General features: G+C 37.4%; 19 protein-coding genes. 11 read left to right on the forward strand and 8 right to left on the reverse strand.

All coding sequences use genetic code 11. From position 1 onward, the window contains the following. The 3 genes from EG339_RS17870 to EG339_RS17880 form a co-directional block, all read right to left on the reverse strand. A complete protein-coding gene (locus EG339_RS17870; RefSeq protein ID WP_123871282.1) occupies positions 1–1,581 on the reverse strand; it encodes an ATP-dependent DNA ligase in 1,581 nt (526 codons plus the stop codon). After that, complete coding sequence (locus EG339_RS17875) at positions 1,578–2,600, reverse strand: ligase-associated DNA damage response exonuclease (RefSeq protein ID WP_123871283.1); 1,023 nt, start codon at positions 2,598–2,600, stop codon at positions 1,578–1,580. Before EG339_RS17875 ends, EG339_RS17870 begins: the two co-directional genes overlap by 4 nt. Positions 2,601–2,727: 127 nt before the next feature. Then, positions 2,728–3,183, reverse strand: coding sequence for a PPC domain-containing DNA-binding protein (locus tag EG339_RS17880; RefSeq protein WP_123871284.1), 456 nt, complete (start codon positions 3,181–3,183; stop codon positions 2,728–2,730). A 172-nt stretch (positions 3,184–3,355) separates the two neighbouring features. Here EG339_RS17880 and EG339_RS17885 point away from each other — a divergent pair, with 172 nt between their 5' ends. Continuing rightward, entirely contained in the window at positions 3,356–3,982 is a 627-nt protein-coding gene (locus tag EG339_RS17885) for a CatA-like O-acetyltransferase (protein WP_123871285.1), read from the forward strand. Positions 3,983–4,003: 21 nt separating this feature from the next. On the opposite strand, the gene EG339_RS17890 is transcribed toward EG339_RS17885, so the two are convergent. Beyond that, a complete protein-coding gene (locus EG339_RS17890; protein WP_123871286.1) occupies positions 4,004–4,597 on the reverse strand; it encodes a Crp/Fnr family transcriptional regulator in 594 nt (197 codons plus the stop codon). Between the two features lie 604 nt (positions 4,598–5,201). Here EG339_RS17890 and EG339_RS17895 point away from each other — a divergent pair. Then, on the forward strand, positions 5,202–5,543 hold the full coding sequence (locus EG339_RS17895) for a helix-turn-helix transcriptional regulator (RefSeq protein ID WP_123871287.1): 342 nt from the start codon (positions 5,202–5,204) through the stop codon (positions 5,541–5,543). Between the two features lie 15 nt (positions 5,544–5,558). Here the strand turns inward: EG339_RS17895 and EG339_RS17900 are convergent, their stop codons facing one another. Continuing rightward, positions 5,559–6,290, reverse strand: coding sequence for an MBL fold metallo-hydrolase (locus EG339_RS17900; RefSeq protein WP_123871288.1), 732 nt, complete (start codon positions 6,288–6,290; stop codon positions 5,559–5,561). An 80-nt stretch (positions 6,291–6,370) separates the two neighbouring features. Continuing rightward, entirely contained in the window at positions 6,371–7,129 is a 759-nt protein-coding gene (locus tag EG339_RS17905) for an NUDIX hydrolase (protein ID WP_317126866.1), read from the reverse strand. Positions 7,130–7,352: 223 nt separating this feature from the next. On the opposite strand from EG339_RS17905, the gene EG339_RS17910 reads away from it, so the two are divergent. Beyond that, entirely contained in the window at positions 7,353–8,537 is a 1,185-nt protein-coding gene (locus EG339_RS17910; RefSeq protein ID WP_123871289.1) for an MFS transporter, read from the forward strand. A gap of 148 nt (positions 8,538–8,685) precedes the next feature. On the opposite strand, the gene EG339_RS17915 is transcribed toward EG339_RS17910, so the two are convergent. Next, positions 8,686–9,063: a winged helix-turn-helix transcriptional regulator gene (locus tag EG339_RS17915; RefSeq protein WP_123871290.1), complete on the reverse strand. Its 378-nt coding sequence runs from the start codon at positions 9,061–9,063 to the stop codon at positions 8,686–8,688. Between the two features lie 144 nt (positions 9,064–9,207). On the opposite strand from EG339_RS17915, the gene EG339_RS17920 reads away from it, so the two are divergent. The 8 genes from EG339_RS17920 (at position 9,208) to EG339_RS17955 (ending at position 16,171) form a co-directional block, all read left to right on the forward strand. Then, positions 9,208–10,128: an alpha/beta hydrolase gene (locus EG339_RS17920; RefSeq protein ID WP_123871291.1), complete on the forward strand. Its 921-nt coding sequence runs from the start codon at positions 9,208–9,210 to the stop codon at positions 10,126–10,128. Between the two features lie 17 nt (positions 10,129–10,145). Continuing rightward, a complete protein-coding gene (locus tag EG339_RS17925) occupies positions 10,146–11,309 on the forward strand; it encodes an MFS transporter (RefSeq protein ID WP_123871292.1) in 1,164 nt (387 codons plus the stop codon). 73 nt (positions 11,310–11,382) lie between these two features. After that, positions 11,383–12,084, forward strand: a complete 702-nt coding sequence (locus EG339_RS17930) for a DsbA family oxidoreductase (protein WP_123871293.1) — start codon at positions 11,383–11,385, stop codon at positions 12,082–12,084. 197 nt (positions 12,085–12,281) lie between these two features. Next, on the forward strand, positions 12,282–12,863 hold the full coding sequence (locus EG339_RS17935; protein ID WP_123871294.1) for a 5'-methylthioadenosine/S-adenosylhomocysteine nucleosidase family protein: 582 nt from the start codon (positions 12,282–12,284) through the stop codon (positions 12,861–12,863). A gap of 15 nt (positions 12,864–12,878) precedes the next feature. Further along, positions 12,879–13,400: a GNAT family N-acetyltransferase gene (locus EG339_RS17940; RefSeq protein ID WP_123871295.1), complete on the forward strand. Its 522-nt coding sequence runs from the start codon at positions 12,879–12,881 to the stop codon at positions 13,398–13,400. Between the two features lie 47 nt (positions 13,401–13,447). Further along, positions 13,448–14,026, forward strand: a complete 579-nt coding sequence (locus tag EG339_RS17945; protein WP_123871296.1) for a Crp/Fnr family transcriptional regulator — start codon at positions 13,448–13,450, stop codon at positions 14,024–14,026. A 186-nt stretch (positions 14,027–14,212) separates the two neighbouring features. Further along, positions 14,213–15,187, forward strand: coding sequence for a ketoacyl-ACP synthase III (locus tag EG339_RS17950; protein ID WP_123871297.1), 975 nt, complete (start codon positions 14,213–14,215; stop codon positions 15,185–15,187). Positions 15,188–15,364: 177 nt separating this feature from the next. Continuing rightward, positions 15,365–16,171, forward strand: coding sequence for an alpha/beta hydrolase (locus tag EG339_RS17955; RefSeq protein WP_123871298.1), 807 nt, complete (start codon positions 15,365–15,367; stop codon positions 16,169–16,171). A gap of 88 nt (positions 16,172–16,259) precedes the next feature. Here the strand turns inward: EG339_RS17955 and EG339_RS17960 are convergent, their stop codons facing one another. Beyond that, positions 16,260–17,747, reverse strand: a complete 1,488-nt coding sequence (locus EG339_RS17960; RefSeq protein WP_123871299.1) for an aminotransferase-like domain-containing protein — start codon at positions 17,745–17,747, stop codon at positions 16,260–16,262. Between the last annotated feature and the right edge of the window lie 54 nt (positions 17,748–17,801).

Here is a 17,801-nt window from a genome sequence, read left to right on the forward strand (position 1 = left end):
CTATTGTATTAACTTTTTAATTTCTTCCAGAGTATCAATCTCATCTACCGTCTTATCTTTCCGCCATCTTACAATTCTTGGAAACCGGAGGGCTACACCGCTTTTATGACGGTTACTGAATCCGATTCCTTCAAAGGCAATCTCAAAGACCAGTTCTGCTTTTACGGTTCTTACGGGGCCAAATTTTTCAATTGCATTCTTTGTTACAAATTTACTGACCTCCATAATTTCTTTGTCGGTTAATCCTGAATATGCTTTGGCAATAGTGACCAGTTTCTCTTCATTTTTCACAGCAAAAGTATAGTCTGTGTAATAGGCACTTCGCCTGCCGCTGCCTTTTTGGGCATAAATCATAACGGCATCAATGGTGAAGGGATTAATTTTCCATTTCCACCAATCACCTTTTTTACGTCCTGCATGATAAGGTGAGTTTTTCTGTTTCAGCATCAGTCCTTCACTGTTCACACTTCTTGAATTTTCCCGGATATCATTCAATTCTTCCCACTTCTCATAACTTATACTCTGGGAAATCTTTATATTTTCAGGCGCTTCATTCAACAAGAGTTCTTCTAACATAGCCCTTCTTGCAGAAACAGGTTTTTCTCTCAGATCATGGCCTTCCAGTTCCAATAAGTCGTACACAAATACTTCAACCGGAATTTCAGTAAGCATTTTTTTAGTTAAAGTTTTCCTGTTTAATCTTTTCTGTAACTCGTTAAAATTTAAAACCTTACCTTCTTTTACTGCAAGTATTTCTCCATCCAGCACAAAATTGCCTTTCATCGCCATTACCGTCTGGGTAATTTCAGGGAATTGCTCTGTGACAAGCTCTTCACCTCTGGACCATATGAATACTTCATCGTTTCTCCTGATGATCTGCCCACGGATACCATCCCATTTATATTCTACGAGCCACTCATCAGGTTGTCCTAAATCATCCAGCTCTTTTTCCAAAGGATAGGCAAGGCAAAACGGATAAGGCTTGGAGTTATCAGGGTTGATATTTTCTGCCGAGATCAGTTCCTGGAAAGAGACTTCACCAGGCTGCCATTTGCCCATTAAACTGTGGGTTAAGGTACTGGCTTCCTGCCCGGAGAATTTGGTTAATGCATTAATCAGTGTCTTGTCTGATACTCCGATCCTAAAGCTTCCGCCAATTAATTTATTGAAAATCAAACGTTCCGTATAATCCAGTCCGTTCCATGAATGCAAGACAAATTCTTTCTTTTCAGTATCTTTTTTATCCTTTAAATCTACAATATCTGTCATCCATTGGGAGAGGCTCCGTTCAATCTTTTCCTGTGGTGGCGGAAGAATCAATGAAAGGGTTTCCCCAAGGTCACCAACAGAAGAGTAACTTTCCTGAAAGAGCCAGAAGGGAAGTCCTGTGATCTCCAAAGCCCATTCTTTCATTGCATTGGTATTCACATTTCTTTTAGGCCTTTTTCCTGTAAACAAAGCAATAAACCATACTTTATCTTCATCCGGGGCGCGTTCCAGATAATCAATAATGGCATCAATTTTAGCATTGGTCTTATTCGTAGTTTCCAAAGCATTGATAAGATCTGCAAAATGTCTCATAATTTCGGATTTTCAAGGGTTTCCGGCTCTGGTACCTCTTCATCTTCACCAAACAGAGTTTCTATAACATCAGCCTTTATCCCGATTTCATTCAGATATTTTGAAAAAACATCCGTCTGCCCATGCGTAACATGCACAATTTCCGCTTCTGTTGCTTTTACAGTTTGCAGTAATCCTTTCCAGTCGGCATGGTCACTCATAGCAAAACCTGCATCAGCACTGCGCCATCTTCTTGCTCCGCGAACCTGCATCCATCCTGAACATATTGCTGTGGCCGGATCAGGAACCTTTTTGATGATATTACTGTCAAGTAAAGCAGGAGGAACAATAACAATTTCATGTTCCATTTCTTTTGGGCGTTCTCTGAAATCCGCAACAGTGTACTCCGGAAGGTCAATTCCTACCGTTTCAAAAGCTTTATTCAATTTTCCGATAGATTCGTGAACATATATTTTCCCCAATTCCTCTACAGCTTTCATAATACGTTGAGCTTTTCCTAAGGAATAGCCGATAAACACTGAGGTTTTGCCGTTCTCCTGATTCTTCAGCACCCAATTCTGAAGCTTTTTATTCAAATCATCTACTTCCAGCCAGTTATATATGGGAAGTCCGAAAGTGCTTTCTGTAACAAATTCATTGCATTTCACCAGCTCAAAAGGAGTACTGAGACCATCATCCTGAACTTTATAATCTCCGGAAACAACGGTTACAAATCCTTTATATTCCAATCGTATCTGTGCTGAACCAATAATATGCCCGGCAGGATGGAAGGAAACAATTACTCCGTTAATATTGATCTTTTCTCCATATCCGGTGCTCTGACATTCTATATCAATTCCAATTCTCTGATATAAAATAGGCTTGGTAAAATGATGGCAAAGATATTTTTTCATTCCCCAGCGGGCATGGTCGGCATGTCCATGTGTAATGACAGCCATATCTACGGGCCGCCAGGGATCTATATAGAACTTTCCCTGAGGGCAGTAAATTCCTTTTTTAGTAAATGTGATTAGTTTCAATGGTGTGATTGGTTTGTTTAAATACTTCAAAAACTTAACCAATTTACGACAAACGGTTGATTTTATTACAATTCAAGGTTTTATTGTAGCGTAATCATGTCAGTTATCTGACTCAATATATCTCATTTTATTGTTCGAAATCATAGAAATTGATTCCCGTTTCTTCATCTTTTATTTTTACAGCTTTTGTATCTAAAGGATAAAAAATAAATTCCCCTGCACCATGAACCTTTGCTTCTAAAAGATGTCCCGCTAAAGCTGTGTAATCTTCTCTTCCCAATGTAATATGCATATGAAGCGAAGAAGTTCCATTTATTACAGAGACATTTCCTGAGATATTGGACACTTCCATCTGTTCTTTAAAGGTCCTATCAGCGTACGTTTTTGTTTTGAAATTAAAGAATCTAAGTGTAGCTTCGCTTACAGCACCTATCCCGGAAACTTCTCCTGCCTGAATATTCTGGTGCTGAACAAAATCCGTCAAAGCTTCTACAATATTGGAGTAATTCTTAAGGCTGACAATATAGATATGGTCTACTTTTCTTGCTGACCACTGTTTTCCCTGGATATTTTGTATTTCCATGATGATAGGTATTTGATAAATTTGTAATGAGTGTTAGATAACATTAATATCAAGAATCATGCATATCAAATTTCGGCAACCTTTTTCTAAATATTTTTGTTAATAAAAAATTAGTAGGCATTTTACTGGTAAAAACAGAAAATTTGCAGAAATTTGCAGTAAATTAAAATCAATGAAGATCGTAGACCTCGAGCAATGGAACAGAAAGGAGCATTTTGAATTTTTCTCTCAGATGGCAAGCCCGTATTTTGGATTTACTACCGAAGTAGATTGTACAAAAGCTTATGACAAGGCCAAAGAAAACGGATATTCTTTCTTTGCCTATTACTATCACAAATCTATGATTGCCATAAATACCGTTGATGAATTAAAACTGAGAATTGTTGATGGTCAGGTAGTTCAGTTTCACACTGTTCATGCCGGAAGTACAATTGCCAGGCCGGATGGGACTTTCGGTTTTTCATTTACTCCTTTTTCAGAGGATTTTGAAACGTTCAACACTGCACTGCAGGAGGAAATTAAAGGGGTTCACCATTCTACAGGACTCAGATTAAGCAATAACAGATTGGGTAAAGACCACGTAAGACATACCACCATTCCGTGGAATTCCTTCAGTGCCATCCTTCATCCAACCAATTTTAACAATGATGAATCGGTACCTAAGGTTTCTTTTGGAAAATTCAATATCCGCGATGGCAGAAAATATATGCCGGTTTCTATAGAAGCACACCACGGATTGGCAGATGGTATCCATATTGCAAAATATCTTGAAGAATTCCAGAGGCAACTGGATCTGTAGGAAAAGAGAAAAATAGATATCTTAATAGTATATCTTTCTTTTTTCAATCTTCAGTATCTTATCTTTTTCCATTTGTTTTATGGTACGTATTACCGTCTCCACCCGGAGGCCTACCAATGAGGCTAGTTGCTGTCTTGTAAGCGGGATCTGGAAAGAGTAGGGCGCTTTATCATCATGGTAGCTTTTCAGGTAATCCAGCAGCAGTTTCAGTTTGGATACTGGATTCTGAAATGAAAGGTTATAGAACATAATATACTTGTAGTACATTCTTTCCGCCAAGCACTGGTAAACATTCAAAGAAATCTCCCTATTGCTTTGTACAAGCTCAAGGAAGCTGGATTTTGGTAACCTGAAAACAGATGAGTCTTCTATTGCTACTGCATTCATAGGATACGGACGTTCTACAAACAAAAGAGATTCTCCAAAGCTGTGACCATCTGAGAATATATTCTGAATAAATTCTTTCCCATCCTCAGTATAATTATTAAGCTTTATTTTTCCCTTTTTTATCTGATAATAATATAGGGGCGAATCTTCTTCACGAAAAATAATTTCTCCTCCTTTATAGTTCTTTATTTCTGCTCCAAATGAAATTAATACATCTTCAATAATCATATCTGTGACTCCGTTAGAAATTTAAAACCTGATAAAATCTTTTTCCATCATTCAAATTCTGTTAATTCAGTTCAGAATTTTCAGAGAATAAAGAAACGGGTATTTCAGTCAATAGCCATGAAATAAGGTACCATTCACATACCACAAATAATAATTTTTTTTATTCCGCTATTTCAAAACTATTGACTGTAATCATAAAAAGTGAAAGGATTATCCCCTTACATTTATAGCCTTAATTAAGGAGAACACAAATAATGGAGAAACGGGCTGATAAAAGCGGTTAAGATATTTTATTGAAAAACATAACGTGGTATGTATGTGGTACGCTGTTTTAACAGAATTTTAATCATTTTTTATTTCTTTGCCCTATGCAAAAATGAACTAAAATTAATATGTATGAGTTTTTTAACCCAATCATTTAACAAATGCATTATATATACATAAAAATTTTACATATTATTAAAGAATAACAAACAGATTTTGAATATATAAAAATAATTTTATTCCCAATAACAGCTATAAAACGCAAAATTGATAAAAGAAAAGATTTTTTACTGGCATGCAAAGGATGCATACCAGAAATGAGTAGAGATGAGAAAGTATTATGAAAAACAAAAAACCTGAACCCAACCTGGAGGATTTGAACCAGAAGATTCTTGTACAAGATGAGATTATCGCATTGGCCAAAGCAAATTCTCCCCGTCTGCTTAATAAATTCAGATTGGTCTATCCGGATTTTTTCGAAAAATTATCTGCTATACAGCCTGGCCTTAAAAATTCTGAACTGATCTTTTGTATTTATCTTAAGCTCAATATGACGACAAAGGAAATAGCTACCTGTATCTTTGTCACCCCAAAAGCAATACAAAACCGGAAAAACCGGATCAGAAAGAAGCTTAATATTCCTTCTGAATTTGATATTTATAAATGGTTTAATGAAATTTAAACCATTTTTTGTTTTTTAGACTTCAATAACGGCTTTATCCAGATCATGGTAAAGAAGTATTTTCCAGTTATTCTCCCTTGCTTCATTTTCCCATAAAAGCCTTAGTTCCATTGCTTTCCTGCCATCAAAATCACTTTTGTAGGCCAAATGGTATTTCAGATAGGAAGCCTGCGGCAGATCATCTGCCCCATAGAAAACGGTTTCACCATTTTCCCTGATCCAGAAAACCTGCATAAATGGAGTATGGCCTCCTACTACTTCATATGAAATTTCATTGGTAATCTGCCCTTTATCATCATTCATCCAGACAATATTAGGCAACTGAATTAAGGTTTCTAAAATATCAAAATCAAAAGAGGGATTTCCTTTATTTTCCATGGCAAAATCCAGTTCGCGCTTTTGAATATAGATCTGTGCATTGGGAAAGGCAGCTTCATAACCATGATCTGTATGGGTTACTGCACCATCAATATGATCTTTATGAAGATGGGAGAGAAGGAGTTTCGTAATCTGTTCAGGGTGTATATTTTCTCTTTCAAGAATTGCTGAAATTACGGTCTTTCCAGTTTCGTTTTTCCAGCCAATACCGGCATCCAGAAGGATATAATCTTTCTCAGTAATGATAAGAAAAGGTTGTACAGACATTTTTATCCCCGAAACAGTATCAAAATTGTCTTCTGTTAAAAGTGTAAAGTCTTTGGTTTTACTCACTGCGAAGTTACCTTCTTTGAGTGGAATGATTTTCATGCTGCAAATTTCCTGAATATTTACAACATTCAAAAGGGTTTTCATCAATAGAAACGATCGGCAAAAACAATAAAAGCACCTTACCAGTTATTAAGACCATCTTCCAGGGCTTTTTCGTAGTTTTCAATGTCAAAAGAGTAGAGTTCGGGGGCTCTGTGAGCTCCCACATATCTTTGTTCATCAAGTTTTTTTAAAACATTCAGGTTTTTGATCTTCCTGTAGAAATTTCCGCGGTTGAGTGATTTTCCCAATATCGCCTCGTACAATTTCTGCAGTTCCGGAAGGGTAAATTTTTCAGGCATCAGGTTGTACCCGATTGGTTTGGTAGATATTTTCTCCCGTAAAGTAAGCAATGCTTTTTCAATGATTTCACGGTGATCCATTCCAAGAATAATTTCGGGCAGCTGGCGCAGGTACACCCATTCACAGGCTTCACTCACATCATCGGCTATGGGATTAATTTCAGAAGAATTATAGAGCGCATAATATCCTACGGAAATAAATCTCTGTTTTTGAAAAAGGCTGTCATCAAACTCTTCAAAATAAAGCTGGCTTCTGTTTTTTCTTCCGAAAACGCCAAATTCTTCCAGAAATACATCCGTAACACCAGCTCTGTCTTTCAATACCCTTACTACTGCTTCATCCAGATCATCATCCTGTCTTACATATCCACCCGGCAAAAGCCATTGTTTTTTGTAATTCATTTTCACCAGCAATACCTTAAGCTCATTCTGGTCAAAACCAAAAACAACCGGGTCTACTGAAATATGAGGAAGATAAAGTTCTTTTGCTTCAGCAGATTTCTGTAAGATCTGTTCTCTGGAATCCATATAATCCATAAAAATAAATGTGTTATTACAAATGTAAAAATAAAATTGCATAATACTTAAAAAAAACTCTTTGTTAAAGCGGCAGTAAGAACAAATCATATAACACCTACAGGTGAAATCAATCACAATAAACCTTTCTTTTTTATGAAAATGCCTACCTTTGGGGCTGTTAAAAATAGTTTCAAAAACATTCCGTCATCAGAAAATATTTCTGTTCAATAAAAATTTTAAGATGCAGGTGAATTCTACCAACAGTATTTCCAGAACAGTGGTCTGGTTAATGGCTATTATTTCAGGGCTTGTAGTGGCTAACAATTATTATAACCAGCCTTTATTGGCTTTGATTTCAGAAGATCTTCATGTTTCCGAGGCTGCAGCCAGCAAAATTTCGGTGCTTACCCAGATTGGCTATGCACTCGGGCTGTTGCTGATCGTACCGCTTGGTGATAAGTTTTTCCGTAAGAAATTAATCCTGATTGACCTGTTCCTTGTTTTTGGTTCCCTGCTTTGGATTACCTTTGCCAACCAATTATGGATGTTGTATACTGCCAGTTTATTGATTGGGGCTACTTCTGTAATTCCCCAGCTTTTTGTTCCTATTGCTGCTGAACTGTCTTCAGATAAAGAGAAATCAGCCAATATCGGATTGGTAATGTCCGGCCTTTTATTGGGTATTCTCCTTTCCCGTTTCATTGGTGGAATTGTAGGTGAAGTATGGGGCTGGAGAGCCATGTTCGGAATTGCTGCAGGTTTAATGATCCTAGTATGGCTGGCTGTTTATAAAATGCTTCCGGAGTTATCCCCTAATTTTATAGGTACCTATAAAGAACTCATGCGCTCTGTGGCTCACCTTGCCAGAACCCAGCCGATTCTCCAGCTGGCATCTTTCCGCGGGGCTATGGCATTCGGATCTATGTGTGCATTGTTTACAACATTGGTTTTCCACATGGAGAAGCCGCCTTTCAATGCAGGTTCATCCGTAGTAGGAAGTTTTGGGCTGGCCGGAGCTGTTGGAGCTTTAGCTGCTGCAAAAGTGGGAAGTCTGCAAAAATATTTGGATATCAACCGTATTATCCTGTACTCACTACTGATCCTGATCGGAAGCTGGGGATTCACCTATTTTGCCGGAGACACTTATTGGGGTCTAATCGTAGGAGTAATTCTTGTAGATCTTGGAGTACAATCCAGTCACATTATGAACCAGACCAATTACTTTTTAATTAAATCTAACGCTGTGAACAGACTGAATACAGTTTATATGGTTTCCTACTTCATCGGAGGTTCATTGGGAACATGGCTGGCATCCGTTGCATGGCAGAAAGCGCAATGGACAGGTGTATGTGCTGTAGGAGCAACATTCGGAGTTTTTGCTTTAATAGCGCATGTTCTGTTTTGTAACAAAGTCAATAAGTCTTAGCCTTGTTGTTGGGATACGCAAAGAAATAAAAACATTTTGACTTTGCTCCGACATAAGGTTTCAAAAATACTTCTTTTTTCACCACGAATTCGTTTTGCAAAAGGAATTCATGGTGAAAAAAAGATTTACAGTTTGTATTTATTAAAAATTATTCTTCAGATTGTTCCTGTTGTTCAATAAACTTCCTGTGTTTTCCGCCCCAAGTATTTAATGCATCCCATATAGGAATCAATTCTCTGGCAATATCAGTAAGTTCATAATCTACTCTTGGCGGAACTTCCGCATACACTGTCCTTTTTATCAGGCCCTCCTTTTCCAGCTCTTTCAGCTGAAGTGTAAGCATTCTTTCTGTAATTCCTGAAATGGCTCTTTTAAGTTCACTGAAGCGCAGTTTATCATCTTTTAATCTACTCAGAATAAACAGCTTCCATCTTCCGCCAATTTTACACACGGCATAGCTCAGATCACATTCGTATATATATTGTTTATTGATATTATTGGTGGAATTCTCTTTTATCTTACCCATACTTACAAATTTGTCAGTACCATACATTGGACTGTTTATAGTGCAAATGTAAGACTTGAAAACTAAATTTGCCCCTACAAAAGCAGATCAATAACAATAGCGCTACTGTTCACTGCAAATCAAATAACTTAAAATTAAAACAAAATGCAGTTGACACCTAAAATCAGCCAGATTTTAAACCATTTAGGAAAAATACAGTCATTCCACCCTAAAAATCCTTTGGATGATACCCGTAAATACCTTGAAGCGATGTCTTTACAGCTAAGTGCTAAAAAAGAGGCCGTTGCTATGATTGAAGAATTGGATATTTCCCATGAAGATCACCAGATCCCAATCAGAATATATCGTCCAAAAGGAAAAACCGTTCACAGATCATCAGCAATTATTTATATCCATGGCGGATGGTTTATCGCCGGAGGGTATGAAACTCATGATGCAGTTGTCCGTAAATTGGCCAATGCTACAGGATCTGTTGTCATTTTTATAGATTATCGTCTTGCTCCGGAACATCCTTTTCCTGCAGGCTTGAATGATTGCCTTAACACAGTGCATTGGATCATACAAAACGCAGATTCCTTAGGAATTGACCAGACTCAGATAGGCATTATAGGAGACAGTGCCGGTGGGGCTTTATCAACGGCCGTCTCTACCCAGATAGGAGAGCGCTTCAGGTTTCAGGCTCTGATTTATCCTGCTGTGGATAACCAGCTTAATACGAAAACCTGGGAAATCTATGAAAACGGACCGGTTCTTCATAAGCAGGGTGGAATAGATGCCTGGAACTGGTACCTTCCCAAGAAAGAAAGCAACAACCCACTGGCGGTTCCTGTTTTAATAAAGGATTTCAAAAATACTCCGCCCACATTGATTATTATTGCTGAACATGATCCTTTAGCGGATGATGCAAGACACCTCTCTGAAAATATGCAAAATGCAGGAGTCTCCCTCACAACAAGCTTTTACAGGGATATGGTTCATGGTTTTATGCATATGGGAGAAATTTTGGAAGAAACCCAGCTGGCGATTAATGAAATGGCAGATTTTGCAAAACAGCACTTTAAATAACCCAATCCATAGAAATAATGAAAAAGTACGCCTATATCGGATGTTTGGGATTTATTGCTGTGATTACTACAGAGTTTGGAATCATTGGGATTCTGCCACAGGTCGCCAGACATTATAGCATCAGCATAGATAAAGCAGGTTATCTTTTAAGTGCTTTTGCTTTGGTTATTGCACTTACAGGACCATTCATAACATTACTCACCTCAGGAACTAACCGTAAAAAGATCATGATAATCGCTATTCTTATGTTTCTGGTAACGGGTATTATTTCTTCTCTTTCACCTCCTTTCTGGCTGTTGCTGACCGTAAGGATTCTTCCAGCATTTTTACAGCCCGTGTATATTGCAACAGCATTGTCTGTTGCAGTATCCGGAGCTGATAATAATAGAAAGAACGAACAAATGAGTATTGTTTTCAATGGTGTAGCCATAGCAATGGTTACTACAGTTCCTTTTGCTACCTGGATTTCGGGGCTGTATTCATGGGAATATTCGTTTATAGTACAAGCTGTTGTAAGCCTGATTGCGTTAGGAGTTATTTATTTTCTTCTTCCTTCCATGCCTGTTAAAGAGAAGAAATCTTACGGAAGCCAAATCAGGATTTTAAAACAACCGCCGTTTATTTTAAGCATACTCACAAACTTTTTTATGATTACTGCCTGGTTTTCTACCTACAGTTATTTTGCAGATTATCTGGAGAAGGCTAAAGGAATGGATACAGCAATGGTAAGTTATATACTCTTCCTGTTTGGATTCATAGGCATTATAGCTAACAGAACAGCGGGTAAAATGCTCAATAAGAATGTAACTGCAACGCTTGCATTCTTCCTCTCCGGAACATTGCTGATTCCTGTATTATTATATATCTCGGATAGAAATTTCCCGGCAACCGTTATCGTTATAGGAATTTGGGGATTCTTTTATTCTCCAAGCTTCCTTAACGCTTCTACGTACATGATTTCTGCTGCCCCCGATGCTTTGGAATTTGCAAACAGCCTCGCCACCTCATTTGGAAATCTGGGCATTACTTTAGGAACTACAGTTGGAGGCTGGATTATTATCACTGAAGGAGTAGAATATACCCCCTGGATTGGCTTTATTTTTGGAGCTATCGCATTTCTGATGATGATTGCAAGAAATATTTTTGAAAAGAAAACAGCTTATTCGGGCAGCCTTAAATAAATGTAACAAATTTTATTACATTAAAATAATTCCGTATCTTTGCAATACTCAATTCGAATTAAAATTAAATAGAATGAAAATAGAAATCTGGTCGGATGTAATGTGTCCGTTTTGCTATATCGGAAAAAATAACTTTGAACAGGCATTGGAAAAATTGCCATTTAAGGATGAAGTAGAAGTAGAGTGGAAAAGCTTTCAGCTTGATCCGACTTTAGACTCCAATACAACTCAGGATACTATTCAATATTTCAGAGAGAAAAAAGGAGTGGGTGAAGCCCAGGCCAATCAGATGCTGGCTCAGGTTACCCAAATGGGAAAAGGAGCAGGTATTGACTTTGATTTTGGAAAGACCCTGATCACCAATACTTTCAGCGCTCACAGATTGCTTCATTTAGCTAAGAAGCATAACAAGTCCAATGAAATGGAAGAAGCTTTATTTATCGCTCATTTTATTGACGGAAAAAATGTGGGTGATCCTGAGGTATTGATTTCTCTTGCTGCAAACTTAGGCATTGCCCAGGAAGAAGCAAAAGAAGCTATCACTACTGATCAAATGGATTATGAGGTAAACCAGGATATAATGGAAGCAAGAAATAATGGGGTTTCAGGAGTTCCTTTTTTTGTTCTGAACGGTAAATATGCGGTTTCAGGAGCCCAGCCGGTGGAAGTATTTGAAAATGCATTACAACAGACTTATAAAGAAACAGTAAGTCCTTTTAAGGATCTCTCGGGAAATAACGGAGCTTCCTGTGATGCTGACGGATGCAGCATTTAATCATATAAAACCCCAGACTTTTTAGTTTGGGGTTTTATTTTAATAACTTGATTAGGGCAGCACATTCAATTTGCTTGTGAAAAATTAATGCAGCTCGTGCTGAAATTTATCCAAAAGATTATGAAAACAGTTAACACTCTATTATATCCGGCAAAACTCTCGTATCTTTGTACAACAGTACAAATCTATATTTTTCAATGATAAAAATTAATAATGATATTCATTTTCATGTTGCAGACACTCTATTTGTTTTTGCACTGGATTCTGAGGCGGGAACGGTATTCGATGGAAAAAATAAATTAATAACAGGGATCGGAAAGGTGAATGCTGCCATAGAGCTTACCAAAGAAATTCATACCAGAAAACCGAAATTAATTGTGAATCTGGGTTCTGCGGGAAGCAAAGGCTTTCATAAAGGAGAAGTGGTTTGCTGTACAAAGTTTATCCAGAGAGATATGGATGTGAGGGGTTTAGGCTTTAAACTGTATGAAACCCCATTATCAGGAATTCCGCCAGTGTTGGAATACGGTCTGAAAATGGACAGCCTGAAAGAAGGAATCTGTGGAAGCGGCGATAGTTTTGAAATGAATCATTCTGAAACCGATTACAATATCGTAGATATGGAAGCTTATCCCTTGGCATTAATTGCCCAAAAAGAGAACATTCCGTTTCTATGTTTAAAATACATCTCTGATGATGCAGGAAGCGATGCTGCCGATGATTGGAGTGTGCAGGTACATTTAGCTTCAGAAGCATTCAAAAAAATATTATTTTCATAAAACCTTAAATTAAAAATGGCATCAATTATTATTAACAAAGCATCTGCTGAAGATACGGACATTATCCAGAAGCTGGGTATCCAGACTTTTTCTGAAACTTTTGCAAAAGACAATACAGAAGAAGCCATGGAAAAATACCTGAAAGAAAGTTTCAATACAGAAAAGGTAACTGCTGAACTGAAAAATCCGGATTCTCATTTTTATATTGCCTGGGAAGAAGACAATCCTGTTGGGTATTTGAAAGTGAATACCGGTAAAGCACAGACAGAGTTACAGGATGATACCAGCCTTGAAATTGAAAGGATTTATGTGAAGCAAAGCCATCATGGTAAAAAAGTAGGCCAGCTTCTTTATGACCAGACGCTAAGCATTGCCCAACAACTCGAAAAATCATATTTGTGGCTGGGAGTCTGGGAAGAAAACCTGAGGGCTTTAAACTTTTACAGGAAAAACGGATTTGTTGAGTTTGATAAGCACATTTTCAGGCTTGGGAATGAAGAACAGACTGATCTGATGATGAAGAAAATCCTTGATTAAAAAAGTGATTGTTTTCCTGAAGATTAATTTTTACTTTAACTTAAAAAATGAACAGTTCTGAGTTTTTAAAGCAAATCAACAGCTATTATCCATTATCAGAAGAGACTACTGCAGCATTGATGAGTATCTGCAGTGAAGAACTGTACAAAAAAAATGATTTCCTGCTGGAATCCGGGAGCATGGCAAGGTATTATTATTTCCTGCAATCCGGATTAATTGGCTATTATACAATTGATGAGGAAGGCAATTCCATTTATAAGATTTTCTTTGAAGAGAACAGCTTTGTAGCTTCCACATCTGCCATTATTAAAAATGAACCGAGTGATTTCAGTATTATTGCCCTTGAAGATTGCTCAGTCATCAAATATCCGGTTAAAGCCTATCGGGAGCTGCTGGAAAAGTATCATGATCTTGCTCTTTTTCATATAAGGTATCTGGAGAAAAACTGGGTGGTAAAAAAAGAGCCTCTTGAAGTTTCCTTAAAATTTGAAACTGCAAAACAAAGGTATTTGTTATTACTTGAAAATAAATCGCTGCATAACAGGCTAAAACAGCATCATATATCATCATATTTAGGAATAACCCCTACACAGCTCAGCCGGATAAAAAAGGAAATCAACAGATAATACCATCAATTTTTTATTCCCATTTCCAAAACTCCCATTTATCTCTGAATAGGAAAGTTATCTGATAGAATAATTTTTCTTAATACAGTTTTTAGTGCAGTATATTTTTTTAAATTTACAATAAATCTCAATATAGAGAATTATTGTATAATCTTAACTCAAAATCAACTAAACATTCAGACTATCATGAAACTGCAGCACACTTATTTCTATCATCCGGAACACATGGAAAACAATGAAGCCATTATACAACATTTCGAACAGCAGAACATCTCCATGCAGAAGATTCAGAATGCACTGGGCAGAAATAATCGTTTTATTCTGACTGATGATGCTGACGAAACGACTCTTTCTATGGGAATTGAAGCAGCTAAAGGTGTACTCAGAGAAAGCAAAACCTCAATTCAGGAAATAGGTGTAATTGTATTTGTAACCAGTACACCTGAACATCATATTCCCTGTGATTCCATAAAAATACATCAGGCCCTGGAAGGAAAACCCAATACATTATGTTATGATATCAATGCTAACTGTATCGGAGCTTTTGCAGCCCTGGATCAGGTTTCAAAATACCTGGAAGGATCTTCTACAGCTCATAAAGCATTGGTAATATGTTCAGAAAGGCTTTCCAGAATACTGGATCCTGAAAATCCGGTGACAGCATTTTGTTTTTCAGATTCCTCATTTGCTTTTATTGTGGAAAAAGATTCCTCATCATCAGGATTAATGGATGTTATGTACCATACGGACAGCAGTTTTCACGATACCGTCTTATATCCTCCCAAAGGATACGCCTGCCAGCATCATAATGATGTGACAATATGGGATAAACGTTTTGACGGAAGCGGAAGTGTAGATTTTGCTTTAACCCACATGACTCAATTTTTAGAACAAAACCAGCTCACTGTTGAAGAAATTGATTTGTTCTTATTCTCACAGTTTTCAATAAAAAATATCAATACCATTATTGAACATTTCAATTTACCCCCGGAAAAAGTTCCTTTCTATGCACGGGAAGTAGGATATACCGGTTCTTCAAGTCCTTTTCTGGCTTTGCATGAATACCAAAGAAAAATAAGAAAACTTCAGGAGGGTGAACATATTCTCATATGGACGTTAGGAGCAGGTTACCAGGCAGGATTAATGCTGTGGAAATACTGATCACAGGAACGGTATAAATAAATAATTGAATAAAAGCTTCAACATTTGTTGAGGCTTTTTATTTTTTTGTGGTGCAATTTTGCCCTGTTATAAGATCATTGGCCATTGACTGCTTAAGTGAAATACCTTAAATGTATCAAAGGACATGATCTTTCATCATTAATTAAATTTTAAAGCATGAAAAAGTTAATCAGCATTGTTGCTTTTACAGTCTTCGCACAGATTTCAGCACAAAAGATCATTCATCAGGAAGTTTTCAGTCCCAAAATGAATAAAAAGATCAAAACAATCATTATTACTCCTGACGTACAGCCCAATACAAAGTATCCATCTGTCTATATCCTTCATGGCTTCAGCGGTAATCCGGACAGAACTATAAAGGAAGATATTCCTGACTTAGCTCAGAAAGCCCAGCAGTACAAAACCATTTATGTATTACCTGACGGAAACTATAGTTCATGGTATGTAGACAGCCCTATTGTTAAAGATTCTCAGTACCAAACTTTTATCGGAAAAGAACTTGTGGATTTTATTGATAAAAATTATCCGGTAAAAGCTGAAAAGAAATTCCGTGGAATTTTGGGATGGAGTATGGGAGGTTACGGGGCTACAAATATTGGTGTTACCTATAACAAAACATTTGGAATTGTGGGTAGTTCATGCGGAGCATTAGATTTTAACTCATTCGGAGAAGGGTACAATAAATACATGGTAAATAAAGTACTAGGCCCTATGGAATCTCTGAATCCTAATTTTCTTACTGACAGCAGGATCAAATTAATGGCCACAGCCGGGCAGCATTATATTTTCGACTGTGGTACGGAAGATGAACAGATGATAGGACAAAACAGAAAATTCCATACAAAACTCACTGAACAAAAGATCCAGCATCTTTATATAGAATCTTTGGGAGTTCATGATACTTCATATTGGAGCCGTTCACTTTCTGAACAGCTGGCTCTGTTTGATAAATATTTCAAATAATACACAGATCATTTAAAACTTATAAAATCCTTTCTAAGCATTGTTCTTAAAAAGGATTTTTTTGTTATGAGCATTTCATAGAAAGCAGTTAAATGAAATGGGCTACATTTTCAGAAAGAATATCAATACTTTTTTCCATTTCATCAAAGCTCATATCACCAAAACCCAGCCTCATCGCTGTAAGGTTTTTATTTTGGTAAAGCAGTGTTTTCGGAATAAAAAGATTGTCCTGAGCGCATTTGCGGCTCAGCTGCATCAGATTAACGGGCACATTCCATTCCATCCAGATGGCAAGCCCTCCGGAAGGTCTTTCAAATGTAATCAGATCACCAAGATTTTCATAAAGCAGGACACTGAAATGATCCCGCCTTTCCTGATAAACTTTTAAAGATTTTTTCAGATAGCGGTTGATTTCTCCTTCCTCAATCATTTCTCCCAATGTTCTTTCCATCAGAATATCACCCTGGCGATCAATGATCCCGAGATGTTTCCGCATTTCCGCCATCAGGTTTTCAGGCGCTACAATGAACCCGGTCCTGAATCCCGGTGCCAGTGATTTTCCGAAAGACCCTATATAGATCACCATTCCATTCGTATCAGCACTTGCCAAAGGCAGAATGGGGCTTTTATCATAGTGGAATTCATAATCATAATCATCTTCAAGAATTACAAACCCATACTCATTCGCCAGTTCCAGCAATTCCAGGCGACGCTGTGCACTTAAAGCCACAGTTGTAGGGTAGTGATGGTGCGGGGTAAGATAAAGCATCCTTATTTTCTGTTTTTTACAGGCAGCCCGTACACTTTCTACAATAATTCCATCCTCATCAATAGGGAGGGTAACAATAGAAACGCCTGCCTTCTGAAAGATCATATTAACGGAAAAATAGCTCAAATCACCTACCAGAACTGTATCCCCTGCGGATAAAAGAATTTCGGAAACAATATAAATACTCATTTCCGTACTTCTTGTAATCAGAAGATTGTTTTTAGAGATGGGCAGTCCACGGGATAAATTGAGATAACGGGACAAGTGCTCTTTAAAAAACTCACTCCCATCATGATTATAATGTCCAAGCCCTTTCTGGGTCGACTTTCTCTTAAGGATAGAGCTGTAATACCGCGAATGCTGCCCTATCTGAGTAAGCCTGATATCGGGCACACCATCATTAAAGACATATTCACAATCTGAATGTTCAAAAGGATTATCTAAGATATTAGAGGTTTTAAAAGTGAAACCGGTGGTCTTAGGGTAGTTCTGAAGGCTATTTTCTGCAAAATCTTTAACTTTAACGGGCTTTTCCTGCTCTTTTCCAATCACAAATGTTCCTTTATTGGGAAAACTCTCCACCCAGCCCTGTGCAGAAAGTTCATCATATACTGCTACTGCTGTATTTCTGTGTACATCCAGGATCTCACTGAAGGCTCTGGTGCCCGGAAGCTTGGTTCCAAACGGCAAAAAACCTCTTTGAATGGCATTCACCAATTGATTAGCAATTTGCAGATAGATTGAAGTCTCAGATTTTCTATCTATTTTAATAAAACTTTCATAAGGAATTTTAACCGGACTATCCATAATGTAAAAACTGGCACCATAGAACCATCCGGCAATATACTACTTTTGACCTCA

This window comes from Chryseobacterium bernardetii, from assembly GCF_003815975.1.
GTDB lineage: Bacteria > Bacteroidota > Bacteroidia > Flavobacteriales > Weeksellaceae > Chryseobacterium > Chryseobacterium bernardetii.